Source organism: Parafrankia sp. FMc2 (assembly GCF_041008525.1).
Taxonomy (GTDB): domain Bacteria; phylum Actinomycetota; class Actinomycetes; order Frankiales; family Frankiaceae; genus Parafrankia.
Window position 1 is genome coordinate 1 of sequence record NZ_JBFLUG010000147.1, and the last position, 17,015, is coordinate 17,015.

The 17,015-nt window shown below is 70.6% G+C and carries 17 protein-coding genes and 2 pseudogenes; 7 read left to right on the top strand and 12 right to left on the bottom strand.

Annotated elements, in window-relative coordinates; translation table 11 throughout:
* Positions 1 to 412: acyl-CoA dehydrogenase family protein (locus tag AB1460_RS30420; protein WP_368965528.1), on the bottom strand; the 412-nt coding region annotated here is incomplete at its 3' end.
* 139 nt (positions 413 to 551) lie between these two features.
* Positions 552 to 746 (bottom strand): hypothetical protein, encoded by a 195-nt coding sequence (locus AB1460_RS30425; protein ID WP_368965529.1) that lies wholly within the window; start codon positions 744 to 746, stop codon positions 552 to 554.
* A gap of 412 nt (positions 747 to 1,158) precedes the next feature.
* Between AB1460_RS30425 and AB1460_RS30430 the strand changes: the two are divergent.
* The 5 genes and pseudogenes from AB1460_RS30430 to AB1460_RS30450 form a co-directional block, all read left to right on the top strand.
* Positions 1,159 to 1,473 (top strand): annotated as a pseudogene (locus AB1460_RS30430) (AMP-binding protein); the annotation flags it as partial.
* A 172-nt stretch (positions 1,474 to 1,645) separates the two neighbouring features.
* On the top strand, positions 1,646 to 2,320 hold the full coding sequence (locus AB1460_RS30435; protein ID WP_368965530.1) for an AMP-binding protein: 675 nt from the start codon (positions 1,646 to 1,648) through the stop codon (positions 2,318 to 2,320).
* A 357-nt stretch (positions 2,321 to 2,677) separates the two neighbouring features.
* Complete coding sequence (locus AB1460_RS30440; RefSeq protein WP_368965531.1) at positions 2,678 to 3,364, top strand: TetR/AcrR family transcriptional regulator; 687 nt, start codon at positions 2,678 to 2,680, stop codon at positions 3,362 to 3,364.
* A gap of 23 nt (positions 3,365 to 3,387) precedes the next feature.
* Positions 3,388 to 3,711: an acyl-CoA dehydrogenase family protein gene (locus AB1460_RS30445; protein WP_368965532.1), complete on the top strand. Its 324-nt coding sequence runs from the start codon at positions 3,388 to 3,390 to the stop codon at positions 3,709 to 3,711.
* A 636-nt stretch (positions 3,712 to 4,347) separates the two neighbouring features.
* Positions 4,348 to 5,262 carry a dipeptide/oligopeptide/nickel ABC transporter ATP-binding protein gene (locus tag AB1460_RS30450; protein WP_368965533.1) on the top strand — a complete coding sequence of 305 codons (915 nt, stop codon included), beginning with the start codon at positions 4,348 to 4,350 and terminating at the stop codon, positions 5,260 to 5,262.
* 35 nt (positions 5,263 to 5,297) lie between these two features.
* Here the strand turns inward: AB1460_RS30450 and AB1460_RS30455 are convergent, their stop codons facing one another.
* The 3 genes from AB1460_RS30455 to AB1460_RS30465 all read right to left on the bottom strand — a co-directional run bounded on the left by AB1460_RS30455 (position 5,298) and on the right by AB1460_RS30465 (position 8,825).
* Positions 5,298 to 6,077 carry a TetR/AcrR family transcriptional regulator C-terminal domain-containing protein gene (locus tag AB1460_RS30455; protein WP_368965534.1) on the bottom strand — a complete coding sequence of 260 codons (780 nt, stop codon included), beginning with the start codon at positions 6,075 to 6,077 and terminating at the stop codon, positions 5,298 to 5,300.
* Positions 6,078 to 6,291: 214 nt separating this feature from the next.
* Positions 6,292 to 7,590 carry an ABC transporter substrate-binding protein gene (locus AB1460_RS30460; RefSeq protein WP_368965535.1) on the bottom strand — a complete coding sequence of 433 codons (1,299 nt, stop codon included), beginning with the start codon at positions 7,588 to 7,590 and terminating at the stop codon, positions 6,292 to 6,294.
* Positions 7,591 to 7,946: 356 nt separating this feature from the next.
* Positions 7,947 to 8,825, bottom strand: coding sequence for a helix-turn-helix transcriptional regulator (locus AB1460_RS30465; RefSeq protein WP_368965536.1), 879 nt, complete (start codon positions 8,823 to 8,825; stop codon positions 7,947 to 7,949).
* A gap of 98 nt (positions 8,826 to 8,923) precedes the next feature.
* On the opposite strand from AB1460_RS30465, the gene AB1460_RS30470 reads away from it, so the two are divergent.
* Positions 8,924 to 9,619 (top strand): SDR family NAD(P)-dependent oxidoreductase, encoded by a 696-nt coding sequence (locus tag AB1460_RS30470; protein WP_368965537.1) that lies wholly within the window; start codon positions 8,924 to 8,926, stop codon positions 9,617 to 9,619.
* An 87-nt stretch (positions 9,620 to 9,706) separates the two neighbouring features.
* Here AB1460_RS30470 and AB1460_RS30475 read toward each other — a convergent pair whose 3' ends face one another.
* From AB1460_RS30475 to AB1460_RS30485, 3 genes are all read right to left on the bottom strand, one after another.
* Complete coding sequence (locus AB1460_RS30475) at positions 9,707 to 10,744, bottom strand: HEAT repeat domain-containing protein (protein WP_368965538.1); 1,038 nt, start codon at positions 10,742 to 10,744, stop codon at positions 9,707 to 9,709.
* Entirely contained in the window at positions 10,738 to 11,490 is a 753-nt protein-coding gene (locus AB1460_RS30480; protein ID WP_368965539.1) for a HEAT repeat domain-containing protein, read from the bottom strand. The genes AB1460_RS30475 and AB1460_RS30480 overlap by 7 nt, the downstream gene beginning before the upstream one ends.
* A gap of 231 nt (positions 11,491 to 11,721) precedes the next feature.
* On the bottom strand, positions 11,722 to 13,053 hold the full coding sequence (locus AB1460_RS30485; RefSeq protein ID WP_368965540.1) for a hypothetical protein: 1,332 nt from the start codon (positions 13,051 to 13,053) through the stop codon (positions 11,722 to 11,724).
* Between the two features lie 163 nt (positions 13,054 to 13,216).
* On the opposite strand from AB1460_RS30485, the gene AB1460_RS30490 reads away from it, so the two are divergent.
* Complete coding sequence (locus AB1460_RS30490) at positions 13,217 to 14,071, top strand: SAM-dependent methyltransferase (RefSeq protein WP_368965541.1); 855 nt, start codon at positions 13,217 to 13,219, stop codon at positions 14,069 to 14,071.
* A 529-nt stretch (positions 14,072 to 14,600) separates the two neighbouring features.
* Here AB1460_RS30490 and AB1460_RS30495 read toward each other — a convergent pair.
* From AB1460_RS30495 to AB1460_RS30510, 4 genes and pseudogenes are all read right to left on the bottom strand, one after another.
* Complete coding sequence (locus AB1460_RS30495; RefSeq protein WP_368965542.1) at positions 14,601 to 15,866, bottom strand: glycosyltransferase; 1,266 nt, start codon at positions 15,864 to 15,866, stop codon at positions 14,601 to 14,603.
* A gap of 151 nt (positions 15,867 to 16,017) precedes the next feature.
* The gene (locus AB1460_RS30500; RefSeq protein ID WP_368965543.1) at positions 16,018 to 16,260 is read right to left on the bottom strand and encodes a hypothetical protein; all 243 of its coding nucleotides are present in this window, start codon (positions 16,258 to 16,260) and stop codon (positions 16,018 to 16,020) included.
* A gap of 277 nt (positions 16,261 to 16,537) precedes the next feature.
* A complete protein-coding gene (locus tag AB1460_RS30505) occupies positions 16,538 to 16,714 on the bottom strand; it encodes a hypothetical protein (protein ID WP_368965544.1) in 177 nt (58 codons plus the stop codon).
* A 75-nt stretch (positions 16,715 to 16,789) separates the two neighbouring features.
* Positions 16,790 to 17,015, bottom strand: a pseudogene (locus tag AB1460_RS30510) (short-chain dehydrogenase); the annotation flags it as partial.

Genomic DNA, 17,015 nt, shown 5'->3' on the forward strand with positions numbered 1-17,015 from the left:
AGGTACTACCGTGAGCACGGGCGTGCCTTCCCGACCGACGCGCCAACGTCGGCCTGACTGAGACCTCAACCTCGATCACCGGGAAGGTACGCCCTCCCAGCCGATCCACAGGTCTCAACCATTGCTCGAGGACATGCCCGGCGATGCCGTTGTTGGTCCCGAACATCGACCGGAACGACGGCGTCGTGTAGCCGAGCTCGCCGACGAGGCGGACCTCCTCGCTCATCGACAGGCCCAGGTCGCCGTACTGCTCCGGAAGGGCGAAACCGAACAGCCCCCTCCGCGCGGCCTCAGCGCGCAGGCACTCCGGGATGGCGTCGTTCTCCTCGATCGCCGCCTCGGCGGGGACGACCCGCTCCCGCACGAATGCACGGACAGCCGCGAGCACCTCGGCGAACTCGCTCTCCCGCATGTTCGCGATCCTTCCTCGCCCGCTACCCGCCCGCCGTGTACCCGCCGCGGGCCTGCCGGCGCCGCGACCGGGACCTGCCCGGGCGCCCCGCCGGGACGATAGTTGATATCGAGATCGATATCGAGATTTGCCCGCCAGGTCAGACCGCGATCAGCCTGGCCAGGTTCCCGCCCATGATCAGGGCCTGCTCCTCCTCGGTGAGGTTCTTCAGCTCGCCGAAGTAGCTGGCCAGCTCGGCAGCAACACGCCGGTGCGCACGGCCGGGTCGGTGTGGGTCCCGCGGATCCTGGCGCCCAGCACCTGCAGCGCCCGCACCCTCGGCCGCTCCCAGCATCTCCAGGGCCAGGGCGAGACGGCCGAGGAACCGGCCACGGGCACGCGCGGGCTCACGAACGCGGCCCGGGGGCCCAGCGTGGTGCCGGCCGCGTGGGCCCGCAGCGCTTCGTGGCTGGCGGCGCGGACCGCGGCCAGGTCGAGCAGAACGTCCCCGAGCAGGGAGTCGCCGACCGGCGAGCCGTGCGCGATCGTGTCGAGTACCTGGCGGTGCAGGAAGCTGCGCCGGAACCCTGCGAAGGTGGCTCGCCCATCCCTCGCTGGACAGGAGGCCCATCAGCTCGGACGTCACCGCGACCCGCTTCTCGTACGAGGCGACGGGGCGGGTGACGCCTTCTCGGCCGGCGGCGATCTGGACCGGCCTGACCGTGCCCGACAGGATCGACACCGAGCAGTCCCAGGCCGAGCGCACCATGATCGCCAGGCGGCCGTTCCTCCCGCACGCGAGTCCGGAACGGGTGGCGCGCTACCGAGCGGACCGCCGCTGGGACAACCGGGGTCTGGCGGACGGAGTCGAGGCGGCAGCCGCGCGACGGCCGGGCGCGCTCGCCCTCGTGGACAACGACCGTCAGCTCACCTACGCGGAGCTGGCCAGCGCCGTGACCACCGGGGTGGCCACCCTGGCCGCGCGGGGTGTGCGGGCGGGCGACGGCGTCCTCCTCATCAGCGGCAGCACCCGCCATGGAGCGATCGCCTACAACGCCCTGCTGCGCCTCGGTGTGACAGTGCTGGTGCTGGACCGACGCTGCGGGACCGCGGACGTCCGGTTCGCCCTCGACGCGCTTCCCGATCAGGCCCGGGTGATCGTCCCCGTCGCGGAAGGCAGCCGTCTCGACGAGGCGCTGGGCGCAGCCGGGACCCTGCCGTTCCCTCAACACGCTGGCCGCGGGCGCCGCCAACATGGCGCGGGTAACCTCGGCCGACGAGAGCACGGTGGTCTTCCTCGTCAGCCCGCTCACCAGCATCACCGGCCTGACGCAGATCCAGCTCGCGGCAGATCAGCACGGCACGCCCGTGCTGGAGGACCACTTCCAGCCCGACCAGACACTGCGCCGGATGAACAGGGCGGGCGCGACGCTGTTGGGTGGCGCGCCGGTCATCGCCGAGCGGCTGCTGGCCGCCGCGGCATCCGCCGCGCCGGGTACCGGCCTGCGCCTGCGGACGCTCGCACTCGGCGGGGCGATGCTGCCGCGCCCCCTGCTCGAGCTGGCCACGGACGCGTTCGGGGTCAAGATCACCCGGGTGTACGGTTCCTCGGAGGCCCCGCTGTTCTCGGGGAGCCTGCCGTCCGACGGCCGTGAGCGGCGGTTGTCCGACGACGGCGCGCTCATGCCTGGCGGCGAGGTGCGTACCGGCTCCGCCGCTCACCCACGGGAAGGGTCTCCTGCGCGGGCCCAGCGTGTTCCTGGGATACCTCGACCCGGCGGACGACGGGCTGCCGATCCGGCTCGTCCTGGAACCACCCGCGAAGGACAGCGGTCTGGCGCCGCGGCTGCGGGATCGCTGACCAGCACAGCCGCCGGTTGGGCCGCCAGCCCCGCGGCCCAACCGGTGCACATCACGTCTGGCTCGTGAACCGGCCTCCGGCGGCCGGGCCTGCGCACCAGGTGGCATCTGCCCGCGCGGCCCTCACCCATGGCGGGCATCACATCCGCGACATCGTCACACCGGGAACCTCGATGTCAAGGTCGACGTCGAGCTAAATGTTGGTGCACCATGACACGGACAACGTGAGAGGTGGAGCGAGCGTGGCCCGGGAGCGCAGGCGTGTCGGACTTGCCGTCCGACCCGCACAGCTGGAGCAGGAGCGGCGGGACCTGGGCCTGGCTGCGTCGCCACGAGGTGGCAGCAGCGCCCACCGGACCCGTCACCGCTCGCCGGGTTCCGGCGCGAGCCAGCAGAGCCGGTTGACACGCGCCGAGAGGACCCACCGTGCCTGAACGTACCCACCAGGGGACCGCGCTTCCCAACGCCCCCCGCGCGCGCCGCGACGAGGTCGAAATTGGCAAGCGTCGTGGTACCGGGCGTACCCGCCGGGGTCGGCAGAGCCGGAGCCAGCTCGTCGATGCGGCCCGCATCGTGTTCGAGCGTGACGGCTTCCTCCACGCCAGGGTGGCCGACATCTGCGATCTGGCGGGGTTCTCCCACGGGTCGTTCTACACGTACTTCGTCTCCAAGGAAGAGATCTTCCGGGAGGTCGTCGACTCGGTCGAGCTTGATCTTCTCACTCCCGAACCGACCGGCTCCGTCACCGATCCGGTCGAACGCATCCGCGCGGCCAACCGGCACTATCTCGAGACGTATGCCGCAAACGCGAAGATTATGCAGGTTATTCAGCAGGTCGCCACCTTCGACAACGACGTTCTCGCGATTCGCCTGCAACGCCACGAGGTCTTCGCTCACGCCATCGAGCGGCGCGTACGGATACTCCAGGACGCCGATCTCGCCGACCGCAACGTCGATGCCGCGTACGCCGCGCAGGCGCTCGGCGGCATGGTCGCCTACTTCGCCGACCTTCTGTTCAACACCGAGAACAGTTCGAACTTCGATCTCGACACCGCGGTGCAGCAGCTCACCATCCTCTGGACGAACGCGCTGGGAATTCGCCCGGAGCTCTGACCCTCGACCGGCAGGAGCATCCGGTGAGCGGATGCTTCGACCTGGTCTCCCTCGCGGCCGCCGCTCGCCTGCCCGACGGCACAACAGCCCTCGGGCACGAGGATGTCCAGGCGCAGCTGGCGACGGCCCTGGCGCGGGTGGCGGAGGTCAAGCTCATCGTGCGCGACACCGTCGACCGGATTCTGGTCGATCGCGAGCTTCCGAGCGACGGTCCCGTCGCGAAGCTCGCCTACCCGGAGACGAACGTCGCTCTCACCGAACTCGCGATGCAGCTGCTCTGCTCGTCGACGTCCGTCGACGACAGCGGCCTCGAGGTCGCCGACCGCTGGTACCACAACTATCTCTGAGGTCGTGCCCTGACTGTCTCCGGCGGCGCTTCAGAAATCATCCGCGGCATCGTCAGCCTGAGATCGTGCGATGGATGCGGTCTGCGTTGTCAGACAGGCTCGCCAACCTTCTCGGCGCCGAAGGACGTGCTGCCACCAACACCCTGCCGGACGAGGGGGAGCAGTCTCCCCCACCGTGCGCTCCTGTCACCACCGGCAGCGGTAGGCACTGGTGCGACGGCGGATTGCCTTTGCCAAGGGCGTGATGCTGGCCCGGACTCGCTGACCACTGCCGCGGACAAAGCTTCCGCCCTCGCCGACACTCCAGATGATCACAACAGGTAAGCGACACGACGCGAAGGTCGCGGCAGCATCCGGACTGGAACAGCGCGTCCGGCGTACGGCCGGTGGTCCACCTGCGCATACCACGACCCGTCGAGCCACTCCTGGCACAGGGGGACGAGTGCGCGATGCATCCGCGCCGATCAGCCTCCCGGCCCGGCCACTCGGGTACCGACAGACCCCTTGACCTACGCCTGCTCATATCTTAATTTCTCCCGGCAGGGAAAAACTAGAGAGACCGCCGTCTGCCCGCTGGTGCCGCAGGCGAGAGAAACCTGGCACGCCGTAGGATCCACGCCTCCGAAAGGCCGAGATGTGAGCACGCTGCTCGATGTCGAGGACCTCGTGGTCGACTATCCGGCCAGAGGTTTTCACAGATCCCCGGTCCGAGCACTACGGGGCGTCTCGATCGACGTCCGTCCCGGCGAGTGCTTGGGCATCGTGGGCGAGTCCGGCTCCGGCAAGACCACGCTGCGCCGCGCGGTGCTGGGGCTCGCACCGGTGGCTTCAGGTTCCATCCGGCTCAAGGGGCAGGACATCGTCCGGCTCTCCCGGGGCGGGCGGCGCCGCCTCGCGGACAAGATCCAGGTTGTTCTTCGCGACCCCGACAGGTCGCTGGATCCGACGCTGACGGTCGAGGCGGCGCTCGCCGAGCCGCTGCGCGCACAGCGGGTCCCGGCCGCCGCGGCTGCCAGGCGGGTGCGCGAGCTGTTGGAGCAGGTCGGTCTCCCGGCCGGTGCTGGCCGGAGGCTGCCGCGCGAGTTCACAGGTGGCCAGCGGCAGCGCCTCGCCGTCGCCCGCGCCATGGCCCTCTCACCGGAGCTGATCATCTGCGACGAACCGGTCGCGACTCTCGACCCGTCCTCCCAGGCGGCGGTTCTCGGCCTGCTCCTGGAGCTCCAGAACACCACCGGCGTCGCCTACGTGTTCATCTCCCATGACCTCGCGCTGGTACGGCAGGCGTCGCATCGCATCGCCGTGATGGAGCGCGGAGAGGTCGTGGAGCAGATCGAGGGCGACAGGGGTCCCGGCCCGTGGCTCGGGTTCCCACCACGGCGGTTCCCGACCGGTTCCGTTCCGGAACCGACGCCACGGGGATGCCGTCCCGGACCTCGGGGGCAGGACCGGTGCTGCGCCCAGGCCCGCCGGCGCGGGCCTGACCGGCCCACCACACCGCGGTCAGGCCCGCGGCGAGGAGGCCGCCCGGCCTGTCGCCCCCGCTGGAGCTGACACCCGCGTCCGGGCCCCGCGTCCGGGCCCCGCGCTCAGTTCGCCGGACGGCGGGCTGCGGAGCTCTCCGCGCCCGTGCTTCTGGCTCGCAGGCGTTCCAGGCCGGCCACGATGAACTCGAGCTCGAGCTCGAAGGTCGACTCCTGGGCGTCCCCCGGAGACGGTGTGTCGCCCGGGGGCCTGGTGCCGTCCAGGGACCACTGCCGGGCGGAGACCCGCCGCAGGTGCGGAAGCCGGTCGGCGGGAAGCTCGGCGAGAATGCGCTGAACCTCGGTGACCGTCGGGTGCCGGGCGAAGCGCGCGGCGAAGAGGATGTCCTTGGCGTTGCTGAACACCACCCGGGTGATGAGGGTGAGGGCGTGGCTGGCCCGGTCCTCGTCGAAGCCTGCGTCGAGGAGCCTGGCGAGCAGCGCGTCGGCCGGGACCAGGACGCCCGCTCCGGGAAGCCTGTCGATCAGGAGCGACAGCGAGGCCTCGCGCAGCAGCACCCGACGCACACCGCGCGCGTAGACGCGGACGGCCTCCTGCCAGCTGCCCTCGGGGATGCGCAGGTGCTCCAGCTCCGCCGCCAGAGCCTGCGCGGTGACGAGCTCGAGGAGCTCCTCCCGGCCGGACACGTAGTAGCTGACCGCCTTGCGGTCCGCTCCGAGGCGGTCGGCGACCGCCTGGAGCGTCAGGGTGCCGGGATCGAGGGCGATCGCGGCGTCGATGACCATCTGCCGGCTCAGGCGCGGCGGCCGGCCGGGGCGGCGGCGGGGCGGCTCGTGTCCAGGCGTCCGGCCGACGCCCCGCGCCGCGGGGTGGGTGCTGTCCACTACCACCTTCTACAGGTTCCGGGGCGCCTGAGCCGGCGCAGTGCGCACTTCCCGCGGGGGGCAGGCACCGGCCAGGTCGCCGGCTGCCGGTCGGGCCGTCAGGGCCCGGCTGCACGGGCCCGACCGGCAGCCGGGCAGCCGGGCAGCCGGGCAGCCGGGCCCAGCCATACAGGCGCGCCATCGGGCGCGGACGCCCGTGTGCTCCGCGGCTCGGTCAGTCCGGGATGGGCGAGCTCGCGACCACCTTGAAGGCGGTGGACTGACCCTCGTTGTCGAGGACCGTCGTCAGCCCGCCTCGCACGCAGACCGCGGGCGTCTCGGGGAAGGCCTTGCCGTTGCAGCGGAATCGCAGGCCCCCCGCGCCCGGCAGCTCCTTCTCCGGCATCGAGCTGATGGCGGTGGCGGCCGTCGCCGGGGTCACGTCGCCCGTGATCCCCTCGAGCGCCACCGCGAGACCCGCGAAGGTCACGAACATGCCCCGACCGGTGGACGAGCTGGCGTCGATGTCCTTGCCGTAGGTCTCGAGCACGGCGTTGTACAGGACGGTGGACGGATCGTCCCCGCCGGTCGGCATCGAGGCGGCGACGGTCATGCCGTCCAGCACGTCGCCCGGCACCGCATCACGGGTCGCGTCGGTGATGCACTGCGAGATCGCGCTGATGGGGCCGTCGTAGCCGACGGCCTTCAGGCCGTTGAACGCGCTGATGCAGAAGGAGTCGTTGCCGACGACGAACGCCATGCTCGGCTCGTCGCCCACCACGCCCTGCAGCTGCGGCGTCATGTCGGCCGTGCCGGGCGGGACCCGGACGAGCTGGTAGTCGAGCCCGGCCTCCTCCATCAGCCTCGGCGCGACCTCCTCCACGTTGTGGAGCAGCGCGGGCACGTCGATCACCACCGATGTCACCTTGCTGAGTTTCTCCGCCTTCGCGATGGCGATCGGCAGCTGCTGGATCCCGAAGTTCGGGTCGCTCACCGTGAAGGTGGTCGGGTCGGAGAGGACGGTCGGGTTGGTCGCGCCGTACAGCATCACCGGCACATCGGCGGCGGCCAGGGGCTCCCAGACGCTGTCCCCGACCCCGGACTCGCCGACCGCGACCGCGACGACATCGTTCTCGATCATCTGGTTGCCGCAGTCGGTGGCCTTCGCCGGGTCTGCCTGCGTCTCACACGTCACCAGCTCGACGGGTCGCCCGCCGATCCCCCCGCGATGCTCGTTCAGGTACTTCGCGGTCGCCTCCGCCACATCGAACTGGACCGAGTTGTCGATCGCAGCGGACCTGCCGTCGGAGACGATACCGATCTTGACGGGCTCTCCCGCCGCCGCCCTGACCGGGCCGAGCGCGCTGGCGGCCGCGGACGAGTCCACCGGGCCGGGCTCACTCCCGTCGTCGTCCGAACCGCACGCCGCGGCGGATACGAGCAGCGTCAGGGACCCCACTAAGAGCATGCTCGCCGAACGCCGACGGTGTCGCCTCGCCGCAGAACGGCCGTCCAGGACTACCGTGTCGTCCATATCTCTCCCTATCTCACCGTTCGTCTGCCCGCAGAACTCTTCGCCACGGCGGGCCACGCCGGCTGGCCGTCGCCCCGAGGAGCGCGCCGTTCCGCCGTGTCGGAGCCTCGGCTGGTGCCACCGTCGTACGGACGACCACCCCGCGTCGGAGGAACTCCGCCACGTTTTCCAAACTCGATGTCGAGTTTGAGTATACTGTGACGCACTGACGGGACATCATCACCCATGCGACCGCATGGGTGCCCTCAGCCTCGACGATCTCGCGCGGAGGTGTTCACGTGCCTGGACGCCTGACGCCAACGCGCCGCCTTCCGCGCACGATCACCGGTACAGGGCCGTCGTGTGGACCTACGTCGCTACGACGAACTCGGCTGCAGTTCGCCCGCCGATGACGTCGGGTCCGGGGAGGCGAGGTCCTGGAGGCCGATCGTCTGAACGAGGCGGAGGGCCTCCGCCGCGGCCGAGTCGGGACCTGCCGAGAGGACCATGATGCGCACGTCGCTGCCGCGGACGGCGAGCACGTCGCAGTCGAGGGTGATCGGCCCGACCTGCGGGTGCACGACGGTCCGGCTCCCCGCGGTGCACGGCCGCGGGGGCTGTGACGCCCACAGCGCGCCGAACTCGGCGCTCAGACCGTGCAGGTCGTCGATGAGACGCCGCAGCGCGGCGTCGTGCGGATGCCTGCCGAAGGCCTCGCGCAGCTCGGCGGCGATCTCCTCGTGCTCACGCGCCCGTGCTGCCGCGTCCTGGTCGACGCGCGACTCCAGACCGGCGAACGCCCGCCAGGCGAGATTGCGCTCGCGATGGGGCAGACCGCGCAGGTCGCCCAGCAGCGCGACCGCCAGCTCGTTGGAGTCGATCAGCTGCCAGGCCGCGTCGGTCACGAGAACCGCGGCGTCCGGCATGCGGTCGAGGACCCGCCGCACCCCGGGCGTGAGGTGGCGCTCGATCTGCCCGGGCGTCGGCGGAGCCTGGTCAGCGAGGCGAAACAGGTAGTCGCGTTCGGACTCGGTCAGCCGCAGCGTGCGGGCGAGCGCGGCGAGCACCGACGGCGACGGCGTGGTCGCTCGCCCCTGCTCGAGCCGGGCCAGGTAGTCGACCGACACTCCGGCCAGGCGCGCGGCCTCCTCGCGGCGCAGGCCCGGCGCCCGGCGATGGCCGCCCGTGGGCAGGCCCGCCGCCGCGGGATCCAGCCTGTCCCGCCAGGTGCGCAGGCAGCTTCCGAGCTCGTCCATCCCCTCAGTGTGCGCGTCAGTGCGCGCGCAGCCGAAGCGGCGATGGTAGCCCTGAGAGTCCTCTCCTCAGCCGCCGGCCGACGGTCCACGATCGGGGTATGACCACGATGCTGATCACCGGAGCCAACAAGGGACTGGGCCGCGAGGCCGCGAGGCGCCTTGTCGCCGAGGGCCACGACGTCTGGATGGCTGCCCGCGACCCCGAGCTCGGCCGGACCGCCGCAGAGGAGATCGGGGGCCGTTTCGTGCAGCTCGACGTGACCGACGATGCCAGCGTCGCCGCCGCCGTACGGACCGTCCACGACGCGGGCACCGGGCTCGACGTCCTCATCAACAACGCCGGTGTCGCGGGCGCCACCAGAAGCGTGCCCGAGACGTCGGCCGACGACCTCGCCGAGGTCTATGAGACCAATGTGTTCGGCCTCGTGCGCGTCACGCAGGCCTTCCTGCCGTTGCTCGAGAAGTCGGCGAACCCCGTCATCGTCAACGTCTCGAGCGGGCTGGGCTCGCTGGCGGTGACCAACAACCCCGATCGGGTCGAGGGCTCGTTCACCGCCCTGGCCTATCCGTCGTCGAAGGCCGCGGTGACGATGCTGACCAGCCAGTACGCGAGGACGCTGCCCGGCTTCCGCATCAACGCCGTCGACCCCGGTTACACCGCCACCGACCTGAACGGCCACAGCGGCCCGCAGACGGTCACCGAGGGAACCGACGCGATCGTCGCCCTGGCCCAGGTCGGCCCCGACGGCCCGACCAACACCTTCGCCGATCGCCACGGAGACGTGCCGTGGTGACGAGGCCGGGCGGAGGACATCGGGCCGCAGGGCGTTGATGTCGGGGATCTCGACGGGGGTGGTCCGGGTCGAGGCACCTGCGCGTCCTCAGGAATCCTCGTCGCCTCCGCCCTTGGCGGACCGCTCTTCGAGAACTCCGACGAAGGCCGCGGCGACGAGGGCGACAGCAGGGTCGTTGTCGTGGGCCAGCTGGCGCAGAACCTCCCGCACGGTGGTTCCCCTCAGTTCGACCAGCGCCTGGGCCAGGCGTATCCGCACCCCGGAGTCGGCGGCGTGCGCGGTGAGTTCGTCGACCAGTGCGGCGATGATCCGGTCCGCGCACTCGACATCCCGGGACAGCGTTCCCAGGATCTCCGCCGCGTCGACGTCGTGGGAGCCCTCGACCACCATGCCGACGAGTGTCGGCACGGCCGCGGTCACACCACGTCTGCCCAACGCCAGAGCGGCGTGCCCGCGTACCGTCCTGTCCGGATCACCGAGCGCGTCCGCGAGCACCGCGGCCGCACCCGGGGACTCGGGCAACTCGGCGATGGCCAGCACCGCGCGCCGCCGGAGGTCGACGTCCTCCGAGTGCACACCGGCGGCCAGCGTCGCCAGGGCGTCGCTGCCCGACCGGGCGAGCGCCCAGCGCAGGGCGCCCGCGACATTGGGGTCGGATTCGGCCAGGACCGCTCCGGCCAGCAGTTCGGCGGGAACCGACGCCCCTTCCGGGCGGGTCAGGACGGCCTGCTGTCTGCGCGTGGCGCTGGTCGAGCTGAGCCCCTGCATGAGTTCGACGACGCGCAGGACGTCCTGCCAGCCGGTGGGCGCCGATGCATCGATCGCGCGGAGCCGTCTGAGCAGCTCCTGGTCCCGCTCCAGGCGATCTTCCGTCCACCGAACAAGGTCACTGACCAGGGCGGACGGCGCGAAGGCCGGGTCCTCCAGCGCGCGCCCGATCTGCCTGAGCGAGAGGCCGAGGGACCGCAGGCTCTCCACGTGGAAGATCCTGCGGATGTCCTCGGCGGAGTACTCGCGGTAGCCGCCGACGGTACGACCGCTCGGTCGCACCAGCCCGAGGGCATCGTAGTGCCGAAGCATTCGGGCGCTCACCCCCGAACGGCGCGCCACCTCGCCGATCAGCAAGCCGCGGTCTCCGAAGTCCCCGCGGCTGTCGACCTGGTCGTCGTCACCGCGGTCGCGGCGACGGCGGCGGCGTGTTCCGGGCCGAGCGCGACGACTCGCTTCGCCTCGTCGATGGCCCCGTCGAAACCGATCTCCGGATTCCGCAGGAGCAGCTCGGTGGCCCGGGTGTGCGCGGCCACGGCCGGGTCGGGGTTCGCCGCAGCCCTCGCCAGCGCGGGCTCGATCACGTCGCCGAGGTCCGCGAGGGCCCGGCTCAGGCTCAGCCGCACATTGCGGTCGCCGCGGCCGAGCTGCGTGACCAGTTCGTCGGCCAGGTCCTTCTTCTCGTTCTCGGGTACGAGAGCGACCGCGACGCGCCACGCGGTCCGCGCGACCTCGTCGTCAGTGTCGTGCAGCAGGTCACGCGTGATCCAGGCCCACGCGCTCCTCTCGCCGATCTTGGAGAGCGTGTGCAGGGCCTGGCCGCGGGCCGCGGCACGCTCGGAGTGGAGTTCCTGGCGGATCCGGGGCAGGGTGATCTCCGGCGAGAGGCGGGTCAGCGCCCAGGACAGCATGTCCCGCACAAAGAAGTCCGGCTCGACCGCGCACCGCTCGACGAGCGTCTCCAGGAGGCCGGGGTCGGGGTTCGAGCCGGCCGCCAGAGCCGCCTGCAGCCGGACCGACGAGTTCCTGGCGCCCAGAGCGTCGGCCATACGGATGCTCTGCGAGGTTCCGTCTGTCGTGTTGATCGAAACCACCTCCTGCACCCAGTGGACACCTTGACACCGTGCCAAGGTAAAGCCCAATCGCCGTCGCCGAGGACGTCACCGCATGCTGTCGGCCGCTGACATGGAAGCAACATATCCATGGGACGGCAGACCGGCCGTGGTCGGCTTCGATCCGGCTGTTCTCCCGGGCGGCCTCGAAGTGAATGCGCCGACCCGGTGGCGTGGAGGATCAGACACGTCGGCGGGTTTCCGCCCGCCCGCTCGTAGGAGTCAGCCGGTGGGAAGGAGGCCTTCGGTCTGGCCGCTGGCGCTCGTCATGGTCCAGAGGGTGGGGCATTTCTCGGCTGCTGCGCACAGGTCGAGGAACAGGTCTCGGGCGGTCTGCACGGTCAGGGCGTCCAGCTCTGTCCGGCGCCGGAGGCGTAGGCGGCTGCTGCCGGCGAGTCGGCCGAAGGCATCGATGAGCCAGGCAGCATGGAGGTCGCCGGCCTCGACCTGGACGCGTGGTCCGGTGGGGTCGTGGTTGTCGACGACGATGTCGTAGTCGCGGAGGGCCGCCAGCTCGTGGGCGAGGGCGGCGGCGTGCGGCTGCCAGCGCTCCATCGCCACCGCGACGTTCGGCGAGGGGATGGTCAGGCTGATCTCGAACGCCGGGTCGTAGAAGTCGAAGAACGCCAGAACTGACGGCGTCTTCGACGAGGTCCCCAGCCGCTTCGGCCAGTAACCGGGCCAGTAGGCGACCCCGACCGCGGCTCGTGCCCATTCGGCTGGTCGACTGACCGAGGTGCTGACCCCGGCGAACTGCATGCCCTTCCACCCCGGGGTCGAGTAGTCGACCCTTTCGGTCTGCAACGCGGCGGTGAAGCTGTCGAAGAACAGCCGCAGCTGAGGATAGAGCTGTCCGATCGCGGTCCGCTGTGCCGCCGCCACCTGGTCAAAGGCGGCCAGGTCCAGACGGTGGAACACCTCGCGTACCTCCCGGCTTTCCATGAACCTCAGGGCATCGTCAGCCAGGCGCCGCTCGTGCGGAGCCAGCCCGTCGGCGGTGTCGAGGCAGGTGGCGATCTGGTGCCAGGGCAGCCAGCGGAACCGCCCCGCACCGCCGTCCGGCACCAGCTGGCGGACGGACCGTGCGGCCAGCTCCAGGTCCGCTGTGGGTGGGACAGCTCCGACGGTCACGGCCACGACCACCGGATCCGGCCAGCCGCGAGCCGCGGTGACCGCGCGCAGCGCGGCGAACTGGGCGGCGAGCTGGTGCAGCGGCTCCCCGCCGGCTGGCTCATCGGCGGGGTAGAGCGAGAACGGAGAAGTGTACTTCGCCTCGAACACGACCACCGTCGTCCCGGCGGTCACCACCACGTCCGGTTCGACCCGCATCCCTGGTAGCTGGGGCACCTGGTAACTCGGCCACAGGTCAACCCGGGCACGGTCCAACACCTCCGGATCGACCTGCACGTCGACGGCAGCAAGCACCGCCCCGAGCACCCGCCGACAGGGCAGATAGCGGATCGCACCGAACACCGCGTCGGTCAGCGCGTCCTCGGAACGGTCTGACGCTGTCCCAGCGGAGGGATCGAGCTTGCCGGCCAGGATCGCGAGCATCGCCCCAGTATGACCGCCTCGATCCTGGCCCCGCAGACAAGGGCTGGTGGTCAGGGCATCGACGTCCCCACGAAGAAGAGTCGGTTACCCTCCCGGTTTCCGTTTATGGGAGAGTTTGACCAGACCAGAGTGGTCTTTGTGTGGGATCGGAGGCAGGGGGACCGTGACTGACAGCGGCGACGCTACGCGGGGCTACAGTGCAGTAGCGCCGGACTGGGCGCCCGGGGGCATCGATCTGAAGACCGATGTTCCGCACTCGGCTCGGGTGTACGACTACATCCTGGGCGGCAAGGACAATTTTGCCGCAGACCGCGCCGCTGCCGAAGGTATCGTCAAGAGCTGGCCGCATCTCCCTGTGTCCATGCGGTCCAACCGCAACTTCATGGCGAGGGTGGCCCGCGTCCTGGCTACGGAACACGGTTTCCGTCAGTTCCTGGACATCGGCACTGGTCTGCCGACGGCTCCCAACCTGCACGACGTCGTCCAGGAGGTAGCGCCGGCGTCGCGGGTCCTCTACGTCGACAACGATCCCATCGTGCTGGTACACGCCCGAGCCCTGCTCACCAGCACCGAGGAAGGACGGACGTCCTACCTCGACGCGGACTTCTCCGACCCGGAGGCGATCCTGCGCTCCCCGGAGCTGCGGAAGACGCTTGACCTGACCCGGCCGGTGGCGGTCAGCATCATCGCGGTCGTGCACTTCATCGTCGATGACGACGTTGTCCGCGCCCTCATCGAGCAGATCATGGCGCCATTGGCGTCGGGCAGCGTTCTCGCGCTGTCCACCTGCACGGCGGACAGCGCACCGGACGAGGTCGCCGTCGGAGTGGGTGCGTACAACGCCAGCGGCATACCACTGATAGCACGGGACAAGGCCCGGGCAGAGGGCTTGTTCGCCGGCCTTGAACTCCTCGATCCCGGCGTGGTCCTCGTCAACCACTGGCACCCCGACGAGGCCGCAGCCGCCACCGATGACGCGCACGTCCACATGTACGGCGGGATCGCCCGGAAGAAGTAACAAGAAGTAGCACCGTGCGGGGCTCCCCCTCCGAGCCCCGCATCCGGCCACCATCGTGTCGACAGTCCTACCGAGACCCGCCGACAGCGGCGCTTCGTCGGCGTCCAAGGACATCGAGCTTCCGGTGCTGGCGGCATGGAGGTCGCGGCCCTCCCCTCCGCGTCAGGCAGTCCTGACCAGTCGCTGCCCCCCGACGCCCCTCGTACTCCCCCGCCGCCGCAGCCGCATCGCGATCGCCCGGGCCGCCCCCGGCGATGACCACCGTGTCGCTCACGGCCGGACCCCGCGATACACCGATGTCCTGAGACGTCCTACCGGCCCGCCCTGTCCGCGCGAACCTACAACTCAGGACATCGGCGAAAGCAGGGGGACCTCCGCGGTCCAGGCTCCCTGGGGCTGTTCTCCGATTCCGGCAAACCGGAACGAGCTAATCTGATCATTCCATGGCACGTTCTGGACGCTCCCGTTTTTCGTCGACCAGATCGCTCCTGATCCGCTGGAGTGATCACATGTCCTGGTGCAGCCGGGGTCAGGACCGCTGCGCCTTCTCGAGGAAACCGACGGCACGTCCGGCCGCGTCCTCCGAGCTGAGCTGGGCGGCCAGCCGGGCCGCTCGTTCCCGCGGTTCGCGGTCCAGCAGCGGTTCCGCGGCGCGGACGAGGGTCCGCTCATTCATCTCGGGGAAGCGCAGGGTGGCCCCGATCCCGAGGCGTTCGAGCTGTGCGCCCCAGAAGGGCTGGTCGCCGATGACCGAGCACACGACGGTCGGCAGCCCGGCTCCGACGGAGGCTGCCGTGGTACCGGCACCGCCATGGTGAACGGCGATGCGGCAACGCGGCAGCACCGTATCGTGGTCGAGGTTGCCGACGACACGGACCCGCTGGTCGGCGCTGGTGCCGGTCGGGATGTCGGACCAGCCCGCGCTCACCAGCGCGCGCAACCCCAGCCTGCGGGCGACCGTGCTGATCAGATCGAGCACCCGGGATGGATCCTGGACCGGCATGCTTCCGAATCCGAAGTACGCGGGCGGTTCACCGTCGTCCAGCCACTGGTCCACGGTCGGGTCGAGCTGGTGCTCCCCGAGCAGCTTGCGCTGCTCGGCCGACAGCGTGAGGAAGCCGACCAGCGGGCGATGCGGACCCCAGGCGGCGAGTTCCGGCACCAGGAACCGGCTGTAGGCCTGCAGCTCTGTCGCGCCGGCACGCGCGAGCCGGCGAGGAGTCGGTACTCGCGTCGGCCGCAGGCCCAGCCGTGCCCGCAGCCTGTTGACGTCGGCAGCGAGGACCCGCCATCCGGCGGACTGGACGGCGTGATACATGAAGTGGTTGACGGCACGCGGAAACCGGCGGGTGCTGGCGAGGAAGAACGGGAAGGCCCCGTTCGCCCGCATCGGCGTGTGGTGCAGGGATGCCATCGGCACCCCTCGCCATTCCGCTATGCACGCCGCCTCGTCCTCGATGGTCACACCGGACACGATGAGATCGGCGCCGTCGGAGAGCTCCGCCATGGCGTCGGCGATACGTGTCGCCTGCTGACGCTTGTAGCGGCTGAACCCAAGCATGAGTTTTCCCAGATCGCCCGAGGCCAGCCATGCCTGCACATCCTCGGATCCCATGAAGTCATGCGCACCGACACCGATCGACGCGGTGTCCACCCCCATGCTGACCCCGAAGTGAGCAAGGTCCTCAGGGAGGCCGAGGACCACCTCGTGACCGCGCCGGACCAGTTCGGCACCGAGTATCGCCGCGGGTTGTGCATCGCCTCGGGTACCCATCACGAAAACTGCGACACGCACGGAGCCAACCTTCCGCCTGAAGCCCGACCATGACGAAGGAGCCCGAGCCGCCCGTGGGAGTGCCCCGAGCGCCCGGCGCCCGGCGTGCCAGGGGCCCGGGCACGCCGGACGACCACGGACCGATTCGGGTCAGACCGAGGAAAGGAGCTGATCAATTCGATCGCAGGAGCACTCTGTCGGCGCCGTCCCGCCGGGTGACGCTCCCGATGCTGGCGACGGTCCGGCCGGACTGCTGGGCCCGCACCGTCACCGCCAGCTTCCCGAACACCGTACGCGGATGGTGATCGACGGTCTTCTCGCTGGGAGCGACCTCTCGGGCGCCCTGACGGCTGGCGAGACCCGCGGCGGCCCGCTTACCGACGGCGAGCTCCAGAGGGCCCAGCGAATCGGGCATCTCCACACATTCCAGGTATCAGCGATAGCTCGCACCGTACCGGACGGCCGGTAGCGGTGACGAAGGCACCTGCCGCCCGCCCGCGCCCACCGGGCGCGGCAGCTCGCCGTGGCGGACGGGACGCCGGTCCTGTCAGGCGGCGGCGACAGCGCTGTCACATTCCGACGCACGCCGGACGGCTGGCCCCGACGATCAGACGGAGCGGGCTGTCACTCGCCGCCCGGGAGCTGAATACCGGTGAGACTGCGACGCGTTTCGGTTGAGTCGATCTTCACTGTCACCGTGGTGCTGGTAGCCGCTCGGCCAGTCTCGGGCTGGGGTCCGATACGAGCGAGGACAGCGGGCTGGTCGGCAGTGCTGTCCGCCCTTCCCGTTCCGCGGACCAGGCGTCACCCGGCCCGGGCAGGGCGGTGTCGCCCAGCGCCACGGCCCGAGCGGTCAGTGCGGCGATCATGGCGTCGGATCGGCGACCGCGTCGCTCCTGCATCCGCGACGCTGCCGAGTGCTTCGTTGTCCGAATGGTGCGGGTTCAGGCCGGTCGGATCGCACCGATCCTCGCCAGGAGGCTTTCGGATTCGGTCCAGAGGCGAGCGGCGGCGGCGTCGTCCTGCGCGGCTTCGGAGGGTGGTTCCTCTGCCTTGTCGTGAAAGTAGCGTCCGGCCGGGCGGCCGCCTTCGGGTGAGGTGGCGAGCCAGAGCAGTGTTTCGGCGGCTTCGTCGGGTGGTGCCGTGTCTGCCGCGGCCATGTGGGCCCGC